We start from the raw sequence: 17,164 nt of genomic DNA on the forward strand, positions 1-17,164 counted from the left end.
TTGTCACGGATTGGAATTGGCATCCTGCAAGGCTGCCGCAATCAGTCCTTCCACTTCGTCGCAGAGTTCGGGGTTGTCTTTCAACATCTTTTTCACGGCATCCCTTCCCTGTCCTATCTTCGTGTCGTTGTAACTGTACCACGAACCGCTCTTCTTCAGAATGCCCAGTTCCGTACCCAAGTCCACGATTTCGCCGATTTTGGAAATGCCTTCTCCGAAAGTGATTTCAAATTCAGCCTTACGGAAAGGAGGTGCCACCTTGTTTTTCACCACTTTCACGCGCACTTGGTTTCCAATCACCTCGTCGCCGTCCTTGATGCTCGTCACACGGCGGATGTCCAAGCGTACGCTGGCATAAAACTTCAAAGCGTTACCGCCGGTCGTCGTCTCCGGATTACCGAACATCACGCCGATTTTCTCACGCAACTGGTTGATGAAAATACAAGTGGTGTTCGTCTTGTTGATCGTGGAGGTCAGTTTGCGCAAGGCCTGGCTCATCAAGCGGGCCTGCAGGCCGACCTTGTTGTCCCCCATGTCACCCTCGATTTCGGCCTTCGGCGTCAAGGCTGCCACGGAGTCTATCACGATAATGTCAATGGCCGACGAACGGATCAACTGGTCGGCTATTTCCAATGCCTGCTCCCCGTTGTCCGGCTGAGAAATCCACAAATTGTCCACGTCCACGCCCAACTTGGCGGCATAAAAGCGGTCGAAGGCGTGTTCCGCATCGATAAACGCGGCTATCCCGCCGGCTTTCTGCGCCTCGGCGATGGCATGGATGGCCAAGGTCGTTTTACCGGAACTTTCCGGACCGTAAATCTCTATGATACGTCCGCGAGGGTATCCCCCCACGCCCAAAGCGGCATTCAAAGCGATGGATCCCGTAGGAATCACATCCACTTGTTCCACGTGGTCATCGCCCAGTTTCATGATAGAACCCTTTCCGAAGTTCTTCTCTATCTTGTCCATTGCAGCTTGCAAGGCCTTCAGCTTTTCCGTATTCGGCCCCGCAAACAAAACTGCTTCTTCTTCTTTCTTTGCCATATTCTTTTTTATAATCAAATCATCTATGTTCCACCTCCCCACAGCACCCCGGCAAGGGATGCCTTCCGGGAAATGCAGGATTAAAGTTCAAGGTCGCCGTTGAACACTTCGTGCCACGGAAGCCCGTCCTTGTTCAACTCCTCCATGAACGGATCCGGGTCGAACTCTTCCACATTCCACACACCGGGCTTCTTCCAGATGCCTTTCAGGAACATCATGGCCCCGATCATGGCCGGCACGCCCGTCGTATAGCTAACCCCCTGCATGCCGGTCTCCAGATAAGCGGCATGATGGCTGCAATTATTGTACACGTAATAAGTCAGTTCTTTTCCGTCCTTCACCCCACGGATACGGCAACCGATACTGGTCTCGCCTTCATAGTTTTCACCCAAATCCTGCGGGTTGGGCAACACGGCCTTGAGAAACTGCAACGGAACGATTTTCACCCCATTGTAATCCACCTCGTCTATGCGTGCCATACCGATATTCTGAATCACGCGCAGATGCGTAAGGTATTCCTGCCCGAAAGTCATCCAGAAACGGGCACGCTTGATGGTCGGGAAGTTTTTCACCAACGATTCGAGTTCTTCGTGGAACAACAAATAAGAGTCGCGCGGACCGATGTTCGGATACGTCAGGTCCTTATGGATTTCCATGGGCTTCGTCTCCACCCACTGTCCGTTCTCGTAATAACGCCCGTTCTGCGTGATTTCGCGGATGTTGATTTCCGGATTGAAGTTTGTGGCAAAAGCCTTATGATGGTTCCCCGCATTGCAGTCCACGATGTCCAGGTAATGGATTTCGTCGAAATAATGTTTGGCCGCGTATGCCGTATACACGCCGGAAACGCCCGGGTCGAAACCGCACCCTAAGATGGCGGTCAGTCCGGCCTCCTCGAAACGTTTCTTGTAGGCCCACTGCCAACTGTATTCAAAATGAGCCACGTCCTTCGGCTCGTAATTTGCCGTATCCAGATAATTGCACCCGGTTTGCAGGCAAGCTTCCATAATGGTCAAGTCCTGGTAAGGCAAGGCCAGGTTCATCACCATGTCCGGCTTGTAACCGTTCAGCAGTTCCACCAACTCTTCCACGTTGTCGGCATCCACCTTTGCCGTTTGGATAGACGGGTTCCCGATGGCCTTCACGATGGCGTCGCATTTGGCCTTCGTACGGCTGGCAATCATGATTTCGTCAAACACTTCCGGATGCTGGGCCACTTTGTGCGCTGCTACCGTGGCCACACCGCCGGCACCGATAATTAAAACTTTTCCCATTTTTTGAATTCGGTATTATAATTAAATATGTATAGGATGCAAAGTTAATGACTTTTTCCAAGAAGCAAAGAAAAAGCCTGTTTTTTTGATTTTTATTTGAATTAGATAATTTGCCCACGCTCGGCAGACTCGAACAAGTTCGGTCTGTTCTCGCTTAATCGCAAATTTCGTCCCCTCTGATGCCCAACGCATTCATCAACGAATAACCGAGAATCTCCTGCCGGAACCCTCTCCCGGCCTGAGGCTCCATGGCCAGCAACGTGACGTCCTTGCCCTCGGCCCGGCCCAAAATCTCGCGTACTCGAAGACCGTATTTCTCCACGTCCGGCACGATGACCAGTCGTTTGATACCTTTCTCGTCGGCCAACGCCTCGAGCGACTGCAAATAGAGGGCATCTCCGTCCACCAAGTTCTCCACCTGTACGGAACTCAATTTGAACTCCCCCAAATGCCCGTCGCAGAACGCCTTGCCGTCAAGCTCGGCCTCGAAGTCCGAGGGCGTGAAGTTGTCCAAGGCTTTCCGCCCCTTGCCGTGAATCAACACGACCTGTATGTCGTTCTTCCCCTCGCCGACTCCCCCGTCCAAAGCCGCGCAAACCAACCATTGCGCCAGGTCGGCTTTAGGAATCGGACGGTTCAGCATCCGCTCGAAATTCACGATTAAATTGAACGCCACGGCATCCACGTAATCCGCATCCACCAGAATGACATTCTCACTCCATTTCGTTTTTTCCATTTTATGTAGTACTGTTTTCCGTTTACAAAGATAGCGAAAGGCGAGCGCAGTTCCAAGCCAAAAGCTTGCTTTTGAGTGAAAGACTGCCGAGCCGCATCCTATCTTCGTGAAACAAAGATAGCGAAAGGCGGGTGCAGAGGCAAACGAAAACGAAGTTTTCTTGTGACCCACTCTGCCTTTTTGCTTTCAAAATGACAGCAAAAAGACAATACGGTACAGCGATAAAACCTTTATAAATCATGGTTCCAGACGTTTTCGGGACGTTTCCAGATACATTTTTTCACACTTGAAGTTCGTTTTTTTATCTTTTTAAGCCTAAACGCGTTTCAATCTCAAGAGATTGATTTTCCATTCGGCTGAAAAAACATTTTTTTTCTCCGCATGTCGTACGGGAAATGTCCGTACATGGAAGCGGAAAGCACCTGAAAACGACGTGGGAAAAGCTTTTTCCGGTTCGATTTCATTCTATTTGAAACATTTCCACCTGTAAAAAACGGATATCAAAATGCCACGTCCGTCCGGTTTGTGCTACCACCTCCTCCACTCTCCTGCGCAGAACCTTGCCACCCGGCTTTCCGGATGTTACCGGTAAGCCTCCTGTAGCTGACAAACAGCTTCTCCGCCACCCCTGCGAGAATCGCGTATTTCCGAAGCCACCCGGACAAGGACGCAAATAACGGATTCTCATGAAGGCCGATTTGACTTTTTGACAAAGGAGCTTGTCTCTTTTATGAAACCACATCTGCCGATTCCGTCAGCCCGCGAAGCGTTCCGCCTGCCATATTTTCATCTTTCATGACATTTTGTCAGTCTACGCCTTATGGCAAACATTTTGATACGAGATAAGTGTGGCTCGACAACGCCACGTTGGGAAACAGAAAAATAAACAATTAAATATAGAAAGGAAACAACCATGACTTTTGACAAATTTACCATCAAGGCTCAAGAGGCCATTCAGGAAGCCGTCAACCTTGTACAGGCAAGGGGACAGCAAGCCATCGAACCGGAACACTTGTTGGCCGGTATCCTCAAAGTGGGAGAAAATGTCACGAATTTCCTCTTTCAGAAATTAGGAGTCAACAGCCGGCAAATCGAACAGGTACTGGAAAGCCAGATTGCTTCGCTGCCAAAGGTCCAGGGGGGCGAACCTTACCTGAGCCGTGAAAGCAATGAAGTGCTGACACGGGCACAGGATTACGCTTCCAAGGGCGGAGACGAGTTCGTCTCGCTCGAACCGATGCTTCTGGCTTTGCTGAACGTGAAAAGCACGGCCTCCAGAATACTGAAGGACGCAGGCATCACCGAAAAGGAACTGGCATCTGCCGTCAACGAACTGCGAAAAGGGGAAAAAGTGACTTCTCAAAACAGTGAAGACACTTATCAGGCGCTCAACAAGTATGCCAAGAATCTCATCGAAGAAGCGCGGAGCGGAAAGCTCGACCCGGTCATCGGACGGGACGAAGAGATACGGCGCGTGCTGCAAATCCTGAGCCGACGTACGAAGAACAACCCGATATTAATCGGCGAACCGGGTACGGGCAAGACGGCCATCGTGGAAGGACTGGCCCATCGTATCCTGCGGGGCGACGTACCGGAAAACCTGAAAGACAAACAACTCTACTCCCTCGACATGGGTGCGCTGATTGCCGGTGCCAAATACAAAGGGGAATTCGAGGAACGTCTGAAATCCGTCATCAACGAAGTGACGAAAAGCGAAGGGCGCATCATCCTCTTCATCGACGAAATCCACACGTTGGTGGGCGCAGGAAAGGGCGAGGGTGCCATGGATGCCGCCAACATCCTGAAGCCTGCCTTGGCACGGGGCGAGTTGCGGAGTATCGGTGCCACCACGTTGGACGAATACCAGAAGTACTTCGAGAAGGACAAGGCACTGGAACGCCGTTTCCAGACGGTCATGGTCAACGAGCCGGACACGCTCAGCACCATTTCCATCCTGAGGGGGCTGAAGGAAAGGTATGAGAACCACCACAAGGTGCGTATCCAAGACGATGCCATCATCGCCGCCGTGGAACTTTCCAACCGCTATATCACCGACCGTTTCCTCCCGGACAAGGCCATCGACCTGATGGACGAAGCGGCAGCCAAACTGCGCATGGAGCGTGACTCCGTACCGGAAGAACTGGACGAAATCGAACGCCGGTTGAAACAGTTGGAAATCGAACGCGAGGCCATCAAACGGGAAAACGACCAGCCCAAACTGGAACAACTGAGCAAGGAGATTGCCGAACTGAAAGAACAGGAAAGCAGCTACAAGGCCAAATGGGAAGCCGAACGCGGACTGGTGAACAAAATCCAGCAGAACAAACAGCAGATCGAGCAGTTGAAGTTCGAGGCCGAACGGGCCGAACGCGAAGGCGACTATGGCAAGGTGGCCGAAATCCGCTACGGCAAGCTCAAGGCTTTGGAGGACGAAATCAACCGGATACAAGACCAGTTAAAGGACACACAGGGCGGAGACGCGATGATTAAAGAGGAAGTGACCTCGGAAGACATCGCCGACGTGGTAAGCCGTTGGACGGGCATTCCCGTGAGCAAGATGCTGCAAAGCGAACGCGAGAAGTTGCTCCATCTGGAAGAGGAACTCCACAAACGGGTCATCGGGCAGGACGAGGCCATACAGGCCGTGAGCGATGCCGTGCGGCGCAGCCGTGCGGGACTGCAAGACCCGAAACGCCCCATCGGCTCGTTCATCTTCTTGGGAACGACCGGTGTAGGCAAGACCGAACTGGCCAAGGCTTTGGCCGAATACCTCTTCGACGACGAGACGCTGATGACGCGTATCGACATGTCGGAATACCAAGAGAAATTCAGCGTGAGCCGGTTGATCGGTGCGCCTCCGGGATACGTAGGGTACGACGAGGGCGGACAACTCACGGAAGCCGTACGCCGCAAACCTTATTCGGTGGTTTTGTTCGACGAGATAGAAAAGGCACACCCGGACGTATTCAACATCCTCTTGCAAGTGCTCGACGATGGCCGTCTGACCGACAATAAGGGACGCGTGGTGAATTTCAAGAACACCATCATCATCATGACGAGCAACCTGGGGAGCGGTTACATCCAGAGCCAGTTCGAGAAACTGGCACCGGAGACCGGCGCACAAGCCCGCGAAGCCCTCATAGAGGAGACGAAAAAAGAGGTGCTCGGCATGCTGAAGAAGACCATCCGTCCGGAGTTCCTGAACCGTATCGACGAGACCATCATGTTCTTGCCGCTCACACAGGAACAAATCAAACAGGTGGTGCGCCTGCAAATCAACGGTATCACCAAGATGTTGGAGGGCAACGGCGTAGCCTTGCAACTGACCGATGCCGCCCTGGACTTCCTGGCCGATGCGGGTTACGATCCCGAGTTCGGTGCCCGTCCGGTCAAACGGGCCATCCAGCGTTACCTGCTGAACGACTTGTCGAAGACCATGCTGGCACAGCATATCGACCGGACGAGACCCATCATCGTGGATGCGGACGGAAACGGATTGGTATTCAGAAACTAAGCATAAACAAAGAGCGGAAATGTGAAACCACACATTCCCGCTCTTTTTGTTCGTATTTCACAATATACTTACTTTCAAGTATCCATGTGTCCATTCCTCTGCTGACATAACCTTATAAAACAATCAAGCAACACCACAATACCCAAAAACAAGTATTTTCCAATCCGGCAAATTACCGACTTTCCACGATTGCAAGACACGCTTTCCAAGTCGTATCTTTGCATTCGCAAAACAAACCTCCTAAACTCATCAAACATTGAAAACGGTAATCAGATTGTTAAGCCTTACATTGGTATTTATTACGGGAATAGGCCACCTTTCAGGACAAGCCCAAAAACAGGCCATGGTCTCAGGCAAGGTCATCTCCACTTCTAACGAAATCATGGACTTTGCCACCGTACAAGTCAAAGGAACTTCTATCGGAACACGTCCCAATGAAAAAGGAATCTATCATTTGAAAGTCGACGCGGGAAAACACACATTGGTGTTTAAGGCTATGGGATACGCCACGGTGGAACGTACCGTCACTCTCCAGGCCGGCGAACGCCAGAAGTTGAATGTCAAAATGCACCAGAAAGATATGGAACTGGCCGAAGTGAAAGTGGAAGCAAGCCACGTGGGCCGCATCAACAAATCGGCATTCAACGCAGTGGCCGTAGACTTGAAAAGCATGGCCGGACTGAACAAGAACCTGGCCGAGGTGCTGACCACCGTTCCGGGCGTCAAGCTGCGCGAGACGGGCGGAATGGGTTCGGACATGCAACTCATGCTCGACGGTTTTACGGGCAAACACGTCAAGGTCTTTATCGACGGCGTACCGCAGGAAGGAGCCGGAACGGCCCTCAATCTGAACAACCTGCCGGTGAACTTCGCCGAACGCATCGAGGTCTACCGCGGAGTGGTTCCCGTCGGTTTCGGTACCGATGCCTTGGGCGGGGTCATCAATATCGTCACCAACCAAAGGAAACTCGGTTGGTTTGCCGATGCCTCTTATTCTTACGGCTCGTTCAACACCCACAAATCTTTCGTCAACTTCGGCCAGTCGTTCAAGAACGGCCTGCTGTATGAAATCAACGCTTTCCAGAATTTTTCGGACAACAACTATTACATTGATTACTACGTTACGGAATTCAGCGATGACGGCATTTCGGAGAACACCGACAAGACGAAGATTTACCATATAAAACGTTTCAACGACCGTTTCCACAACGAAGCCGTGAGCGGCAAAATCGGGGTGGCCGACAAGAAATGGGCCGACCGCCTGATGCTGGGCTTCAGCTACACCCACTTTTATAAGGAAATACAAAACGGAGTATTGCAGAAAGTCGTGTTCGGAGAAAAACACCGCCATGGCTTCTCGTTCATCCCCTCTTTGGAATACCGCAAACGCAACTTGTGGGTCGAGGGACTCGATGTCATGGCCAATGTCAACTACAACCACAACATCACCCACAACATAGATACGGCATCTTACAAATACAACTGGTTGGGACAACGGAAATATACCGGCGTGCCGGGGGAGCAATCCAACCAGAACAACGAGGCCAAGAACAAGAACTGGAACGGTACGCTCACGGCCAACTACCGCATCGGCCACGCCCATTTGGTCACGTTCAACCATGTGCTGAGCACTTTTGAACGCACCACCCGTTCGTACGTCTCAGGAAGTTCGCGCCTTTCGGACTTCAGCATCCCCAAGCGTTCCCGCAAGAACGTCACGGGACTGTCTTACCGCTTCATGCCTACAGAGAAATGGAACGCCACGGTGTTCGGCAAGTATTACAACCAATACAACGAAGGCCCCGTATCCCAAAGCGACGACGGTATCGGCAACTACATACAGATGTCGCAAAAGACGAGTGCTTTCGGCTACGGGGCCGCAGGGACTTACTTCATCCTGAAAAACCTGCAGGCCAAGTTGTCATACGAGAAAGCTTACCGCCTGCCCTCGACTGACGAACTTTTCGGCGACGAAGACCTGGAAGCCGGGCGGGCGAACCTGCGTCCCGAAAAAAGCGACAATGTCAACTTCAACCTCGGCTACACTCCGCGATTCGGCAAACACGGACTGTACATGGAGGGAAGCCTCATCTACCGCGACACGAAGGATTACATCCGTCGCGGATTGGACAACGTGGGCGGCATGGACTTCGGATTCTACGAGAACCACGGACGGGTCAAGACCAAAGGGTACAATGTCTCCTTGCGTTACAGCTATGCGGACTGGTTCAGCTTGGGCGGGACGTTCAACAGCATGGACGCCATCGACCGTGAGAAACGGTTGGCCGAAGGCACGGGGCAGGCTTCGCTGACCTACGGACAGCGCATCCCCAACCAACCCTACCGCTACGCCAATTTCGACGCGTCGTTCTACTGGCATGACTTGTTCGGCAAAGGCAACATGCTCTCGCTCACCTACGACAGCTATTACCAACACGAGTTCCCCTTGTACTGGGAAGACTTCGGCGACCCGGACACCAAAGCACGCGTCCCCGAACAGTTCTCCCACAACCTCACGCTGAATTACAGTGTGGCCAAGGGACGTTACAACTTTTCACTCGAATGCCGTAACCTGACGGACGAAAAGCTTTACGACAATTACAGCCTGCAAAAGGCCGGACGGGCTTTCTATGGAAAGGTAAGAGTATACTTCGGGAAATAAACAGCATCATTCACTCAATAAATAATTAAAAACATGGAAAAAAGATTCTTCACTTGGGCGCTTGCTGCCGCCCTCTGCGCCGGTGGCGCATTGACTTCGTGCAGCGACGACGACACCACTCCCGGCGGAGGCAATGGCAATGGCGGCGCCACGGCTCCGGGTACAAGCAAATACGTCATTGCAGCCAAAGCTGACGAAGGTACTTATCTCGTCACTAGCGAGACACTCGACGAAGGTACCGTGACGGTATTGGGCAACGGCACGGAAGCCATCGGTGCATCCTACTGGGTATTTTACGGGCAGCAATACCTCTTCGGCTTGCAATATAACGATGGAAATGCGGGTACCGGAGCCTCTTATGTCCTGAACGCCACAACCGGAAAAGTAAAAGAAGCACGGGAATATACGTTCAACCGTGTAACGACATACGGGACATGGGGCGACAATGTCATCACGTCTTCCACCAACGATGGCTCGAAAGAGAAAGATTCCAAAGGCCATTATGCCAAATATTTGCAGTTCAACTATCTAAACGTACATACCGGTAATACGACAACAGGTACGCGCATCGCGGAAAACTTCCTGGGTAACGGAGAAATCGTCAGCTTTGCCGGTTTCGTAGAAGCCAACGGCAAGCTCTACACCTCGGTAGTCCCCATGGGCATGAGCCACTACGGCGTGAACACCTACCCCGAAAAAGTCACGGATCAAGCCCTCATAGCAACCCAAGACGGGGGGAGCGGTTCCGGAAAATATACAGCCGGGCAAATCCCTTCGACCCAATATCCGGACAAGGCTTCCATAGCTATTTACAGTGGGGACAGCTTCAACGATACTCCGGTCATTGCGGAAACCGATAAGATTGGCTTCGCCTGCGGACGTATGAAATCACAATACTATCAAACCATTTGGGCAGCGGACAACGGTGACCTTTATGTATTCTCTCCGGGCTACGGACGTACGGCCACCTCTTCTGCCGACCTGAAGAAAGTCACAGGACAACTGCCTTCGGGCGTTGTCCGCATCAAGGCCGGCCAGACCACTTTCGACCCGGATTACTACTATAACCTCGAGTCACAAGGCACCGGACATCCGATGTTCCGTTGTTGGCATATCACGGCCGACTATTTCTTGCTTCAGATGTACAGCGAAGGAACGATGAGCGGCAAGAATGCACCGACCAAAGAATTGGCCGTATTCAAGGGCCAAAGCGGCACGCTGACCCAAGTAACCGAGGGATTGCCGGCCCAAGACAAGATTTCGTCTTTCGGTATTCCTTTCAGCGACAATGGCGTGGCCTACATTCCGGTCACGACCACAGACGGCGACGCTCCGGCACTCTACAAGATAGACCCGGCCACGGCTAAAGCCACCAAAGGATTGACCATCATTACCCACAACAGCGTGTCGGCCATCGGCAAACTGTCTGCTACGAACTAATTTTGGGATATGAGAAAAACATTCGCCAAGATTCACCTTTGGTTTTCCCTTCCATTCGGCATCATTATCAGCGTCGTCTGCCTTTCGGGGGCGGCGTTGGTATTTGAGCAGGATGTCACCCGTGCCTTGAATCCCGGCTTTTACCGGGTCGAAGCAGAGGACGGGGCAAAGCCGCTCACGCCTTCCGAACTGGTCACGAAGCTCGGCATGCAACTTCCGGACTCATTGCAGATTTCCGGCCTGCAAATGTCAGGCGACCCGGAAGAAGCCTGGATGGTCAGCTTTGAGCACTTAAACCGCAAGACGCTAAGCGTAAACCCTTACACCGGCGAGATAAACGGATGGAACAAAAGCTATCCTTTCTTTCAGATCATGCGCAAACTTCATCGTTGGCTAATGGATGTCCCGCCCCGGAAAGGAGACAAGACCGTGGGTAAAACGATCGTCGGTGTCACTACGTTGGTCTTCGTTGCGATACTCATCAGTGGTGTGGTGATTTGGATACCGAAAACCAAAAAGGCTCTGAAAAACCGCCTTCAAGTATCCTGCAACAAAGGATGGCGGCGTTTCTGGTACGACAGTCACGTATCGCTCGGTTTCTACGCCACACCATTCCTCCTCGTCATGGCACTGACCGGGCTTACCTGGTCGTTCACTTGGTACCGCACTGCCGCCTATTCCCTTTTCGGTGGCACCGCGCCAAAAGAGGAAAACACGCCTCGACCGGAATTTCAGCAAAAGGGACGGAAAGATACCGCAAAACAGTCCCGGCCGGAAAGACAGCAGCATATCAGGGGAGAAAAAGGCCGGGAAGGAAACACTTTCAATTATGCCGTATGGGACAAAGCCGCAGACGCTGTCCGCCAGATTTATCCGACCTACAAGTCGGTCAAGTTGGGTACGGAAGGCATAGAAGTAGCCCCCAACCCGAATACCGACCGTCGTCAAACGGATAAAATACAATTTGACCCGCAAACAGGTCGCCTCGGTTCCATAACCTATTATAAGGATGCCCCGGCCTCACAGACGCTGAAAGGTTGGTTTTATGCCTTCCACACCGGCTCCTGGGGCGGCCTATGGACCAAGGTGCTTTATTTCCTGGCTGCTTTCATCGGAGGGATTCTCCCGCTCAGCGGCTATTACTTGTGGTACAAACGAAAGTTCTCGTCTCGACGGAAACGTTAACACCTTCATTCTACGTAATGCACACGTCCCCGGGAAATCCCAAACGGAAATTCCCGGGGACGTATCTTATATCCTATAACCCGACCCACTCCTCCGAAAAAATAGGCGGACTGATCCATGTCGGGTCGCGGAACCACCGACGAGGATAGATTTTCATACCGTTGCCGTCTACGGCCAAATATGCCCCCCAAAAGCTGAACGTGGAATTGGAAATGATATGCCCACGACACAAAGTCATCAAATATAAATCCATGTAGTCGGGCATCAGTTCCGTATGTTCCACATATACGGCATCCTCCATCCAAAGATTCTCCCTCACCCATTCCATATCGTCGGAAAAGAAAAAGAAACGCGCATCGGGCCTCTTCTTTCTGACATAAGCAATGGCTTGCCGGAAATAGTCCACTCCGCATAAAACGAAACTCGAGTTCGAAGGATGCAAATAATCTCCGCGCCTCACGTGTACCGATACCGGGTAATCCACGGCTCTTATCATCTGTACGAAACCACTCTGCAGTTCTGCCAAAAACTGACGGAAAGAGAAGTAACGACGAGCATTCGGTATAAAACGCCGATGCTGGCTGTAATCGTCTATCAACACGGCGTCGGGCTTCTCATCATCATACAGCCTTTTCAAAACTCCTACGGCACGACAGATCTTGAGCCCCCAAACCACCAGTCTTATCCCCCACGGACAGGAAGGCAATTCCAGTTCAAAACAATCGGAAAGCCTCAATCCATCATGCTGTTTCAACCTACGGCGGTCGTAAAACAGATAAACCTTACCGTTTCCGGAGTCCATCAAATCCCGGAAACGACAATATTCAAACATCTGGTTCCCCAGTCCTCCTTTCAGACAAACGATTTTCATGCCGTCCGCATACAATTCTAAAGACGTATTTTCTTCTTCACCTTTTTCGACTCGTTTTGCAGACGGTCGAGTGCCGTCACCACATACGTATATTTCCGGTTTCCGTCCTCGTACGGCAGTTTATAGAAAGTGTTCGGCGTAATCGCCACGATATTCTCGGCATATTCCAAATCTACAGGCTCGCCCTCGGCAAAACGGTAAACCACGTATTGACACGCACGGTCCATCTCGCCTTTTCCCCTTGGCGCACGCCAAAACAGCATGTAGCCGTCTTCCGTCCACAAGGCAGTCAGCTTGCGCACCTTCTTCGGCCGCTTGTGGTCTATCCACGGCATCTCAGGCTGCAAAGCCGGATAACGGTGGTAATAGTTGCGCAACATCGTGCCATAGTTTCCTTTGTTGTCCACCACGGCCTTGGCATACCATTGGCAACTGCCCTCGATGTTAGGCAGCGAACGTTGCAAGGCCATCTTGCGCTCCATCTGGTGTTTGTTCGGGTCCACGGGGTCGGCTTTGGCTACCGTGCGGTCCACGTCCTGCCCGATGATGAGCGGCCTGTGGCCGGCATGCTCGCTCCACCAACGTATCAGTGTATCATAATCTGCTGCGGAATGCCCGATTTCCCAATACACCTGAGGAATGTTATAATCCACCCAACCTTCCTTCACCCACTTCAGCACATCGGCATAGAGATCGTCATAGTTCTGCAGTCCGCGCGTATTGCTGCCGTTCTCCGGGTCGCTCTTCAAGTTACGGTAAATACCGAAAGGAGACACGCCGAACTTCACCCAAGGCTTCACGGCATGGATGCAGTCGTGCAACTGGCGGATGAAAAGGTTCACGTTCTCCCGCCGCCAGTCATCGCGGTTCATCCCGTTCCCGTAACGCGCATACGTCTGGTCGTCCGGGATGCGCAAACCGCTTTCGGGATAAGGATAAAAGTAATCGTCGATATGGATGCCATCCACGTCATAACGCAACAGGATGTCCGTCACGACGTTGCAAATGTAGTCCCGGTTCTCAGGCATCCCCGGATCCATAATCAGTTGTTCGCCATACCAGAAATACCGCCCGGGATGCTTTCTGTAATCATGTGTGGCAGCCAGTTCCTTCGTACCCTTCGTTTTGGCCCGGTAAGGATTGATCCAGGCATGCAGCTCCATCCCCCGTGCATGACATTGGGCTATCATCCATTGCAACGGATCCCAATAGGGAGAAGGCGGCGTGCCTTGCTTTCCGGTCAGATAACGGCTCCACGGTTCGAAGCTGCTGGCATAAAGCGCGTCGAACTCGGGGCGCACCTGAAACAGTATGGCGTTGATACCGCACTTTTGCAGTTCATTCAACTGGTACGTCAGCGTACGCTGCATCTCTGCCGTACCCAACCCCATAAACTGATAGTTCACACACTGTATCCATGCGCCGCGAAACTCCCGTTTGGGCGACAACTGGGCCTGCAACGCAAAGCTGCAAAGCCACATCATCAAAAGCAAAAGTGATTTTTTATTCATCATTCACGTTATTTCCGTGCAAAAATACAATAAAAATCCATCATGCCTTTGCCAAACATTGACTAACTTTGCAAACATAAGGACAATTAACGAAAACAACTGATGAACGACTACATACACATCAAGGGGGCAAGGGTGAACAACCTGAAGAATATCGACCTGGACATTCCGCGCAATAAACTGATTGTCATCACCGGCCTGTCCGGATCGGGCAAGTCTTCGCTAGCGTTCGACACACTCTACGCCGAAGGACAGCGACGCTACGTGGAGAGCCTGTCGGCTTATGCCCGGCAGTTTCTCGGACGAATGAGCAAACCGGAATGCGACTACATCAAAGGCATCCCGCCCGCCATCGCCATCGAGCAAAAGGTGAGCAGCCGCAATCCCCGTTCCACCGTAGGGACTTCCACTGAAATTTACGAGTACCTGCGCCTGTTGTATGCCCGTATCGGGCACACTTTCTCCCCCGTGAGCGGTCAGGAAGTGAAAAAAAACACCACGGAAGACGTAGTGCAATGTATGTTGTCCTACTCCAAAGGCACGCGCTTCACCGTACTCGCCCCGTTGCAGGTCCGTGAAGGACGTACCCTTCAAGAGCAACTGGACAGCGACTTCAAGCAAGGATTCTCGCGCATCGAAGTGGACGGCGAGGTCGTGCGCATCGAAGACTTCATGTTGGAACTGTCCTCGGACCCGTCGAAAGGCGAACACCGCACCATCCATCTGCTCATCGACCGCATGAGTTGCGATGACAGCAAAGACAGTATTTCCCGACTGACAGACTCGGCCGAAACCGCCTTTTATGAAGGGAACGGGCAATGTATGCTGCGCATCGCGCCGTCGGGTATCCTGCACTCCTTTTCCACACGTTTTGAAGCGGACGGCATCACGTTCGAGGAACCGACGGACAATTTGTTCGCCTTCAACTCGCCGGTCGGTGCCTGCCCCGTATGCGAGGGATTCGGACGGGTCATCGGCATCGACGAAAAGTTGGTCATCCCCAACTCGGCCCTCAGCGTGTACGACGGAGCCGTGGTCTGTTGGCGCGGAGAAAAGATGGGCGAATGGAAAACGGAGTTCTGCCGTAGGGCTCAGAAAGTGAACTTCCCTATTTTTGAACCCTATTACAAGTTGACCCGGGAACAAAAAGATTATCTATGGCACGGGACGGCCGGTGCTTCATCGCCCGATGAGGAAGTCTGCATCGACAACTTCTTCAAGATGTTGGAAAAAGACCAATACAAAATACAGAACCGCGTCATGTTGGCGCGTTACCGGGGCAAGACGATCTGCCCCCAATGCCACGGCACACGCCTGCGTCCCGAAGCCGGATATGTGAAAGTGGGCGGGCGGGCCATTTCGGATTTGGTAGACCTGCCCGTCACCGAACTGAAGAAGTTCTTCGACACGCTGACGCTCACCGCCCACGAGGCGGAAGTGGGCAAACGCCTACTCACAGAAATCAACAACCGCATCCGTTTCCTGCTCGACGTAGGACTGGGATACCTCACCCTGAACCGCCTGAGCAACACGCTTTCGGGCGGCGAAAGCCAACGCATCAACCTGGCCACGTCATTGGGCAGCAGCCTGGTGGGTTCGCTCTATATCTTAGACGAACCGAGCATCGGACTACACAGCCGCGACACGGACAAACTCATCCGTGTGCTCCGGCAATTACAACAATTAGGCAACACGGTCATCGTGGTAGAACATGACGAGGAAATCATCCGTGCGGCAGACTACATCATCGACATCGGACCGCAGGCCGGACGATTGGGCGGTGAGGTGGTGTTCCAAGGCGACCTACAGCAGATGTTGGCCGAGAAACCGCAGGACACACGGAGCTACACCGTGAAATACCTGACGGGGCAGGAAACCATCGCCTTGCCGGACAGCGTACGCCCATGGACAAACTATATCGAAGTGAAAGGCGCACGGGCCAACAACCTGCGCGGCATCGACGTACGCTTCCCGCTCAACGTCATGACGGTGGTCACGGGAGTCAGCGGCTCAGGCAAGTCCACCCTCGTGCGCGACATCTTCTACCGTGCCATGAAAAGGCAGTTCGACGAAGTGGCAGACCGCCCGGGAGAGTTCCTCGGACTGGAAGGCGACCTGCAAATGGTAAAAAATATCGAGTTCGTGGACCAGAACCCCATCGGAAAATCCTCGCGCAGCAACCCCGTCACTTATATCAAGGCTTACGACGAGATACGCAAACTGTTCGCCGCACAACCGCTGTCCCAGCAAATGGGTTTCACGCCCGGCTTCTTCTCTTTCAACACCGAAGGCGGACGTTGCGAGGAATGCAAGGGCGAAGGGACAGTCACGGTGGAAATGCAGTTCATGGCCGACCTCGTGCTGGAATGCGAGTCATGCCACGGCAAACGGTTCAAAAGCGACCTGTTGGAGGTGAAATTCGGCGGGCAGAACATTTACGACGTGCTCAACATGACAGTGAACCAAGCCATCGAGTTCTTCGACGCACAGGGGCAAGCCAAGATTTCCAAAAAGCTCAAACCACTACAAGACGTGGGACTGGGCTACATCAAGTTGGGACAATCGTCCAACACCCTATCGGGCGGCGAGAACCAACGCGTGAAACTGGCCTACTATCTCGGCATGGAAAAGGTGGAACCTACCATTTTCATCTTCGACGAACCGACCACGGGGCTGCATTTCCATGACATCAAACGCCTGTTGGCGGCTTTCGACGCCCTCATCCTGCGCGGCCACACGCTCGTCATCATCGAACACAACATGGATGTCATAAAATGTGCCGACCACATCATCGACCTCGGTCCGGAAGGAGGCGCGCAAGGCGGCAACGTGGTCGTGTGCGGCACACCGCACGAAGTAGCGGCCTGCCCGGACAGCTATACGGGTCGCTACCTGAAAGAAAAGCTCTGAAGTCCGGCGGCCTGACC

General features: G+C 52.6%; 11 protein-coding genes. 5 read left to right on the top strand and 6 right to left on the bottom strand.

Annotated elements, in window-relative coordinates; genetic code table 11:
- Positions 1-3: 3 nt before the first annotated feature.
- The 4 genes from recA to AC5RDV_RS03585 form a co-directional block, all read right to left on the bottom strand.
- Positions 4-1,044, bottom strand: a complete 1,041-nt coding sequence (gene recA, locus AC5RDV_RS03570; protein WP_040603023.1) for a recombinase RecA — start codon at positions 1,042-1,044, stop codon at positions 4-6.
- An 80-nt stretch (positions 1,045-1,124) separates the two neighbouring features.
- Positions 1,125-2,318, bottom strand: coding sequence for a saccharopine dehydrogenase family protein (locus tag AC5RDV_RS03575; protein ID WP_008628754.1), 1,194 nt, complete (start codon positions 2,316-2,318; stop codon positions 1,125-1,127).
- A gap of 154 nt (positions 2,319-2,472) precedes the next feature.
- Positions 2,473-3,054 (bottom strand): DUF6621 family protein, encoded by a 582-nt coding sequence (locus tag AC5RDV_RS03580; RefSeq protein WP_282748008.1) that lies wholly within the window; start codon positions 3,052-3,054, stop codon positions 2,473-2,475.
- A 500-nt stretch (positions 3,055-3,554) separates the two neighbouring features.
- Positions 3,555-3,767 carry a hypothetical protein gene (locus AC5RDV_RS03585; protein WP_276788408.1) on the bottom strand — a complete coding sequence of 71 codons (213 nt, stop codon included), beginning with the start codon at positions 3,765-3,767 and terminating at the stop codon, positions 3,555-3,557.
- Positions 3,768-3,967: 200 nt separating this feature from the next.
- Between AC5RDV_RS03585 and clpB the strand changes: the two genes are divergently transcribed.
- The 4 genes from clpB (at position 3,968) to AC5RDV_RS03605 (ending at position 11,855) form a co-directional block, all read left to right on the top strand.
- A complete protein-coding gene (gene clpB / locus AC5RDV_RS03590; RefSeq protein ID WP_008628763.1) occupies positions 3,968-6,568 on the top strand; it encodes an ATP-dependent chaperone ClpB in 2,601 nt (866 codons plus the stop codon).
- Between the two features lie 343 nt (positions 6,569-6,911).
- Positions 6,912-9,230 (top strand): TonB-dependent receptor, encoded by a 2,319-nt coding sequence (locus AC5RDV_RS03595; protein ID WP_276788432.1) that lies wholly within the window; start codon positions 6,912-6,914, stop codon positions 9,228-9,230.
- Between the two features lie 33 nt (positions 9,231-9,263).
- Positions 9,264-10,670, top strand: coding sequence for a DUF4374 domain-containing protein (locus AC5RDV_RS03600; protein ID WP_282748009.1), 1,407 nt, complete (start codon positions 9,264-9,266; stop codon positions 10,668-10,670).
- A gap of 9 nt (positions 10,671-10,679) precedes the next feature.
- Positions 10,680-11,855 carry a PepSY-associated TM helix domain-containing protein gene (locus tag AC5RDV_RS03605; protein ID WP_278455824.1) on the top strand — a complete coding sequence of 392 codons (1,176 nt, stop codon included), beginning with the start codon at positions 10,680-10,682 and terminating at the stop codon, positions 11,853-11,855.
- Positions 11,856-11,928: 73 nt separating this feature from the next.
- On the opposite strand, the gene AC5RDV_RS03610 is transcribed toward AC5RDV_RS03605, so the two are convergent.
- Positions 11,929-12,726: an alpha-1,2-fucosyltransferase gene (locus AC5RDV_RS03610; RefSeq protein WP_282748010.1), complete on the bottom strand. Its 798-nt coding sequence runs from the start codon at positions 12,724-12,726 to the stop codon at positions 11,929-11,931.
- A gap of 17 nt (positions 12,727-12,743) precedes the next feature.
- Complete coding sequence (locus AC5RDV_RS03615; RefSeq protein ID WP_040603025.1) at positions 12,744-14,240, bottom strand: glycoside hydrolase family 10-like protein; 1,497 nt, start codon at positions 14,238-14,240, stop codon at positions 12,744-12,746.
- A 99-nt stretch (positions 14,241-14,339) separates the two neighbouring features.
- Between AC5RDV_RS03615 and uvrA the strand changes: the two genes are divergently transcribed.
- On the top strand, positions 14,340-17,147 hold the full coding sequence (gene uvrA / locus AC5RDV_RS03620; protein ID WP_282748011.1) for an excinuclease ABC subunit UvrA: 2,808 nt from the start codon (positions 14,340-14,342) through the stop codon (positions 17,145-17,147).
- The last annotated feature ends 17 nt before the right edge of the window (positions 17,148-17,164 follow it).

It is taken from the genome of Paraprevotella sp., from assembly GCF_986071375.1.

Coding starts and splice junctions, on each gene's coding strand:
- recA (WP_040603023.1), bottom strand. CDS start 1,044: ATGGCAAAGAAAGAAGAAGAAGCAGTTTTGTTTGCGGGGCCGAATACG.
- AC5RDV_RS03575 (WP_008628754.1), bottom strand. CDS start 2,318: ATGGGAAAAGTTTTAATTATCGGTGCCGGCGGTGTGGCCACGGTAGCA.
- AC5RDV_RS03580 (WP_282748008.1), bottom strand. CDS start 3,054: ATGGAAAAAACGAAATGGAGTGAGAATGTCATTCTGGTGGATGCGGAT.
- clpB (WP_008628763.1), top strand. CDS start 3,968: ATGACTTTTGACAAATTTACCATCAAGGCTCAAGAGGCCATTCAGGAA.
- AC5RDV_RS03595 (WP_276788432.1), top strand. CDS start 6,912: ATGGTCTCAGGCAAGGTCATCTCCACTTCTAACGAAATCATGGACTTT.
- AC5RDV_RS03600 (WP_282748009.1), top strand. CDS start 9,264: ATGGAAAAAAGATTCTTCACTTGGGCGCTTGCTGCCGCCCTCTGCGCC.
- AC5RDV_RS03605 (WP_278455824.1), top strand. CDS start 10,680: ATGAGAAAAACATTCGCCAAGATTCACCTTTGGTTTTCCCTTCCATTC.
- AC5RDV_RS03610 (WP_282748010.1), bottom strand. CDS start 12,726: ATGAAAATCGTTTGTCTGAAAGGAGGACTGGGGAACCAGATGTTTGAA.
- AC5RDV_RS03615 (WP_040603025.1), bottom strand. CDS start 14,240: ATGATGAATAAAAAATCACTTTTGCTTTTGATGATGTGGCTTTGCAGC.
- uvrA (WP_282748011.1), top strand. CDS start 14,340: ATGAACGACTACATACACATCAAGGGGGCAAGGGTGAACAACCTGAAG.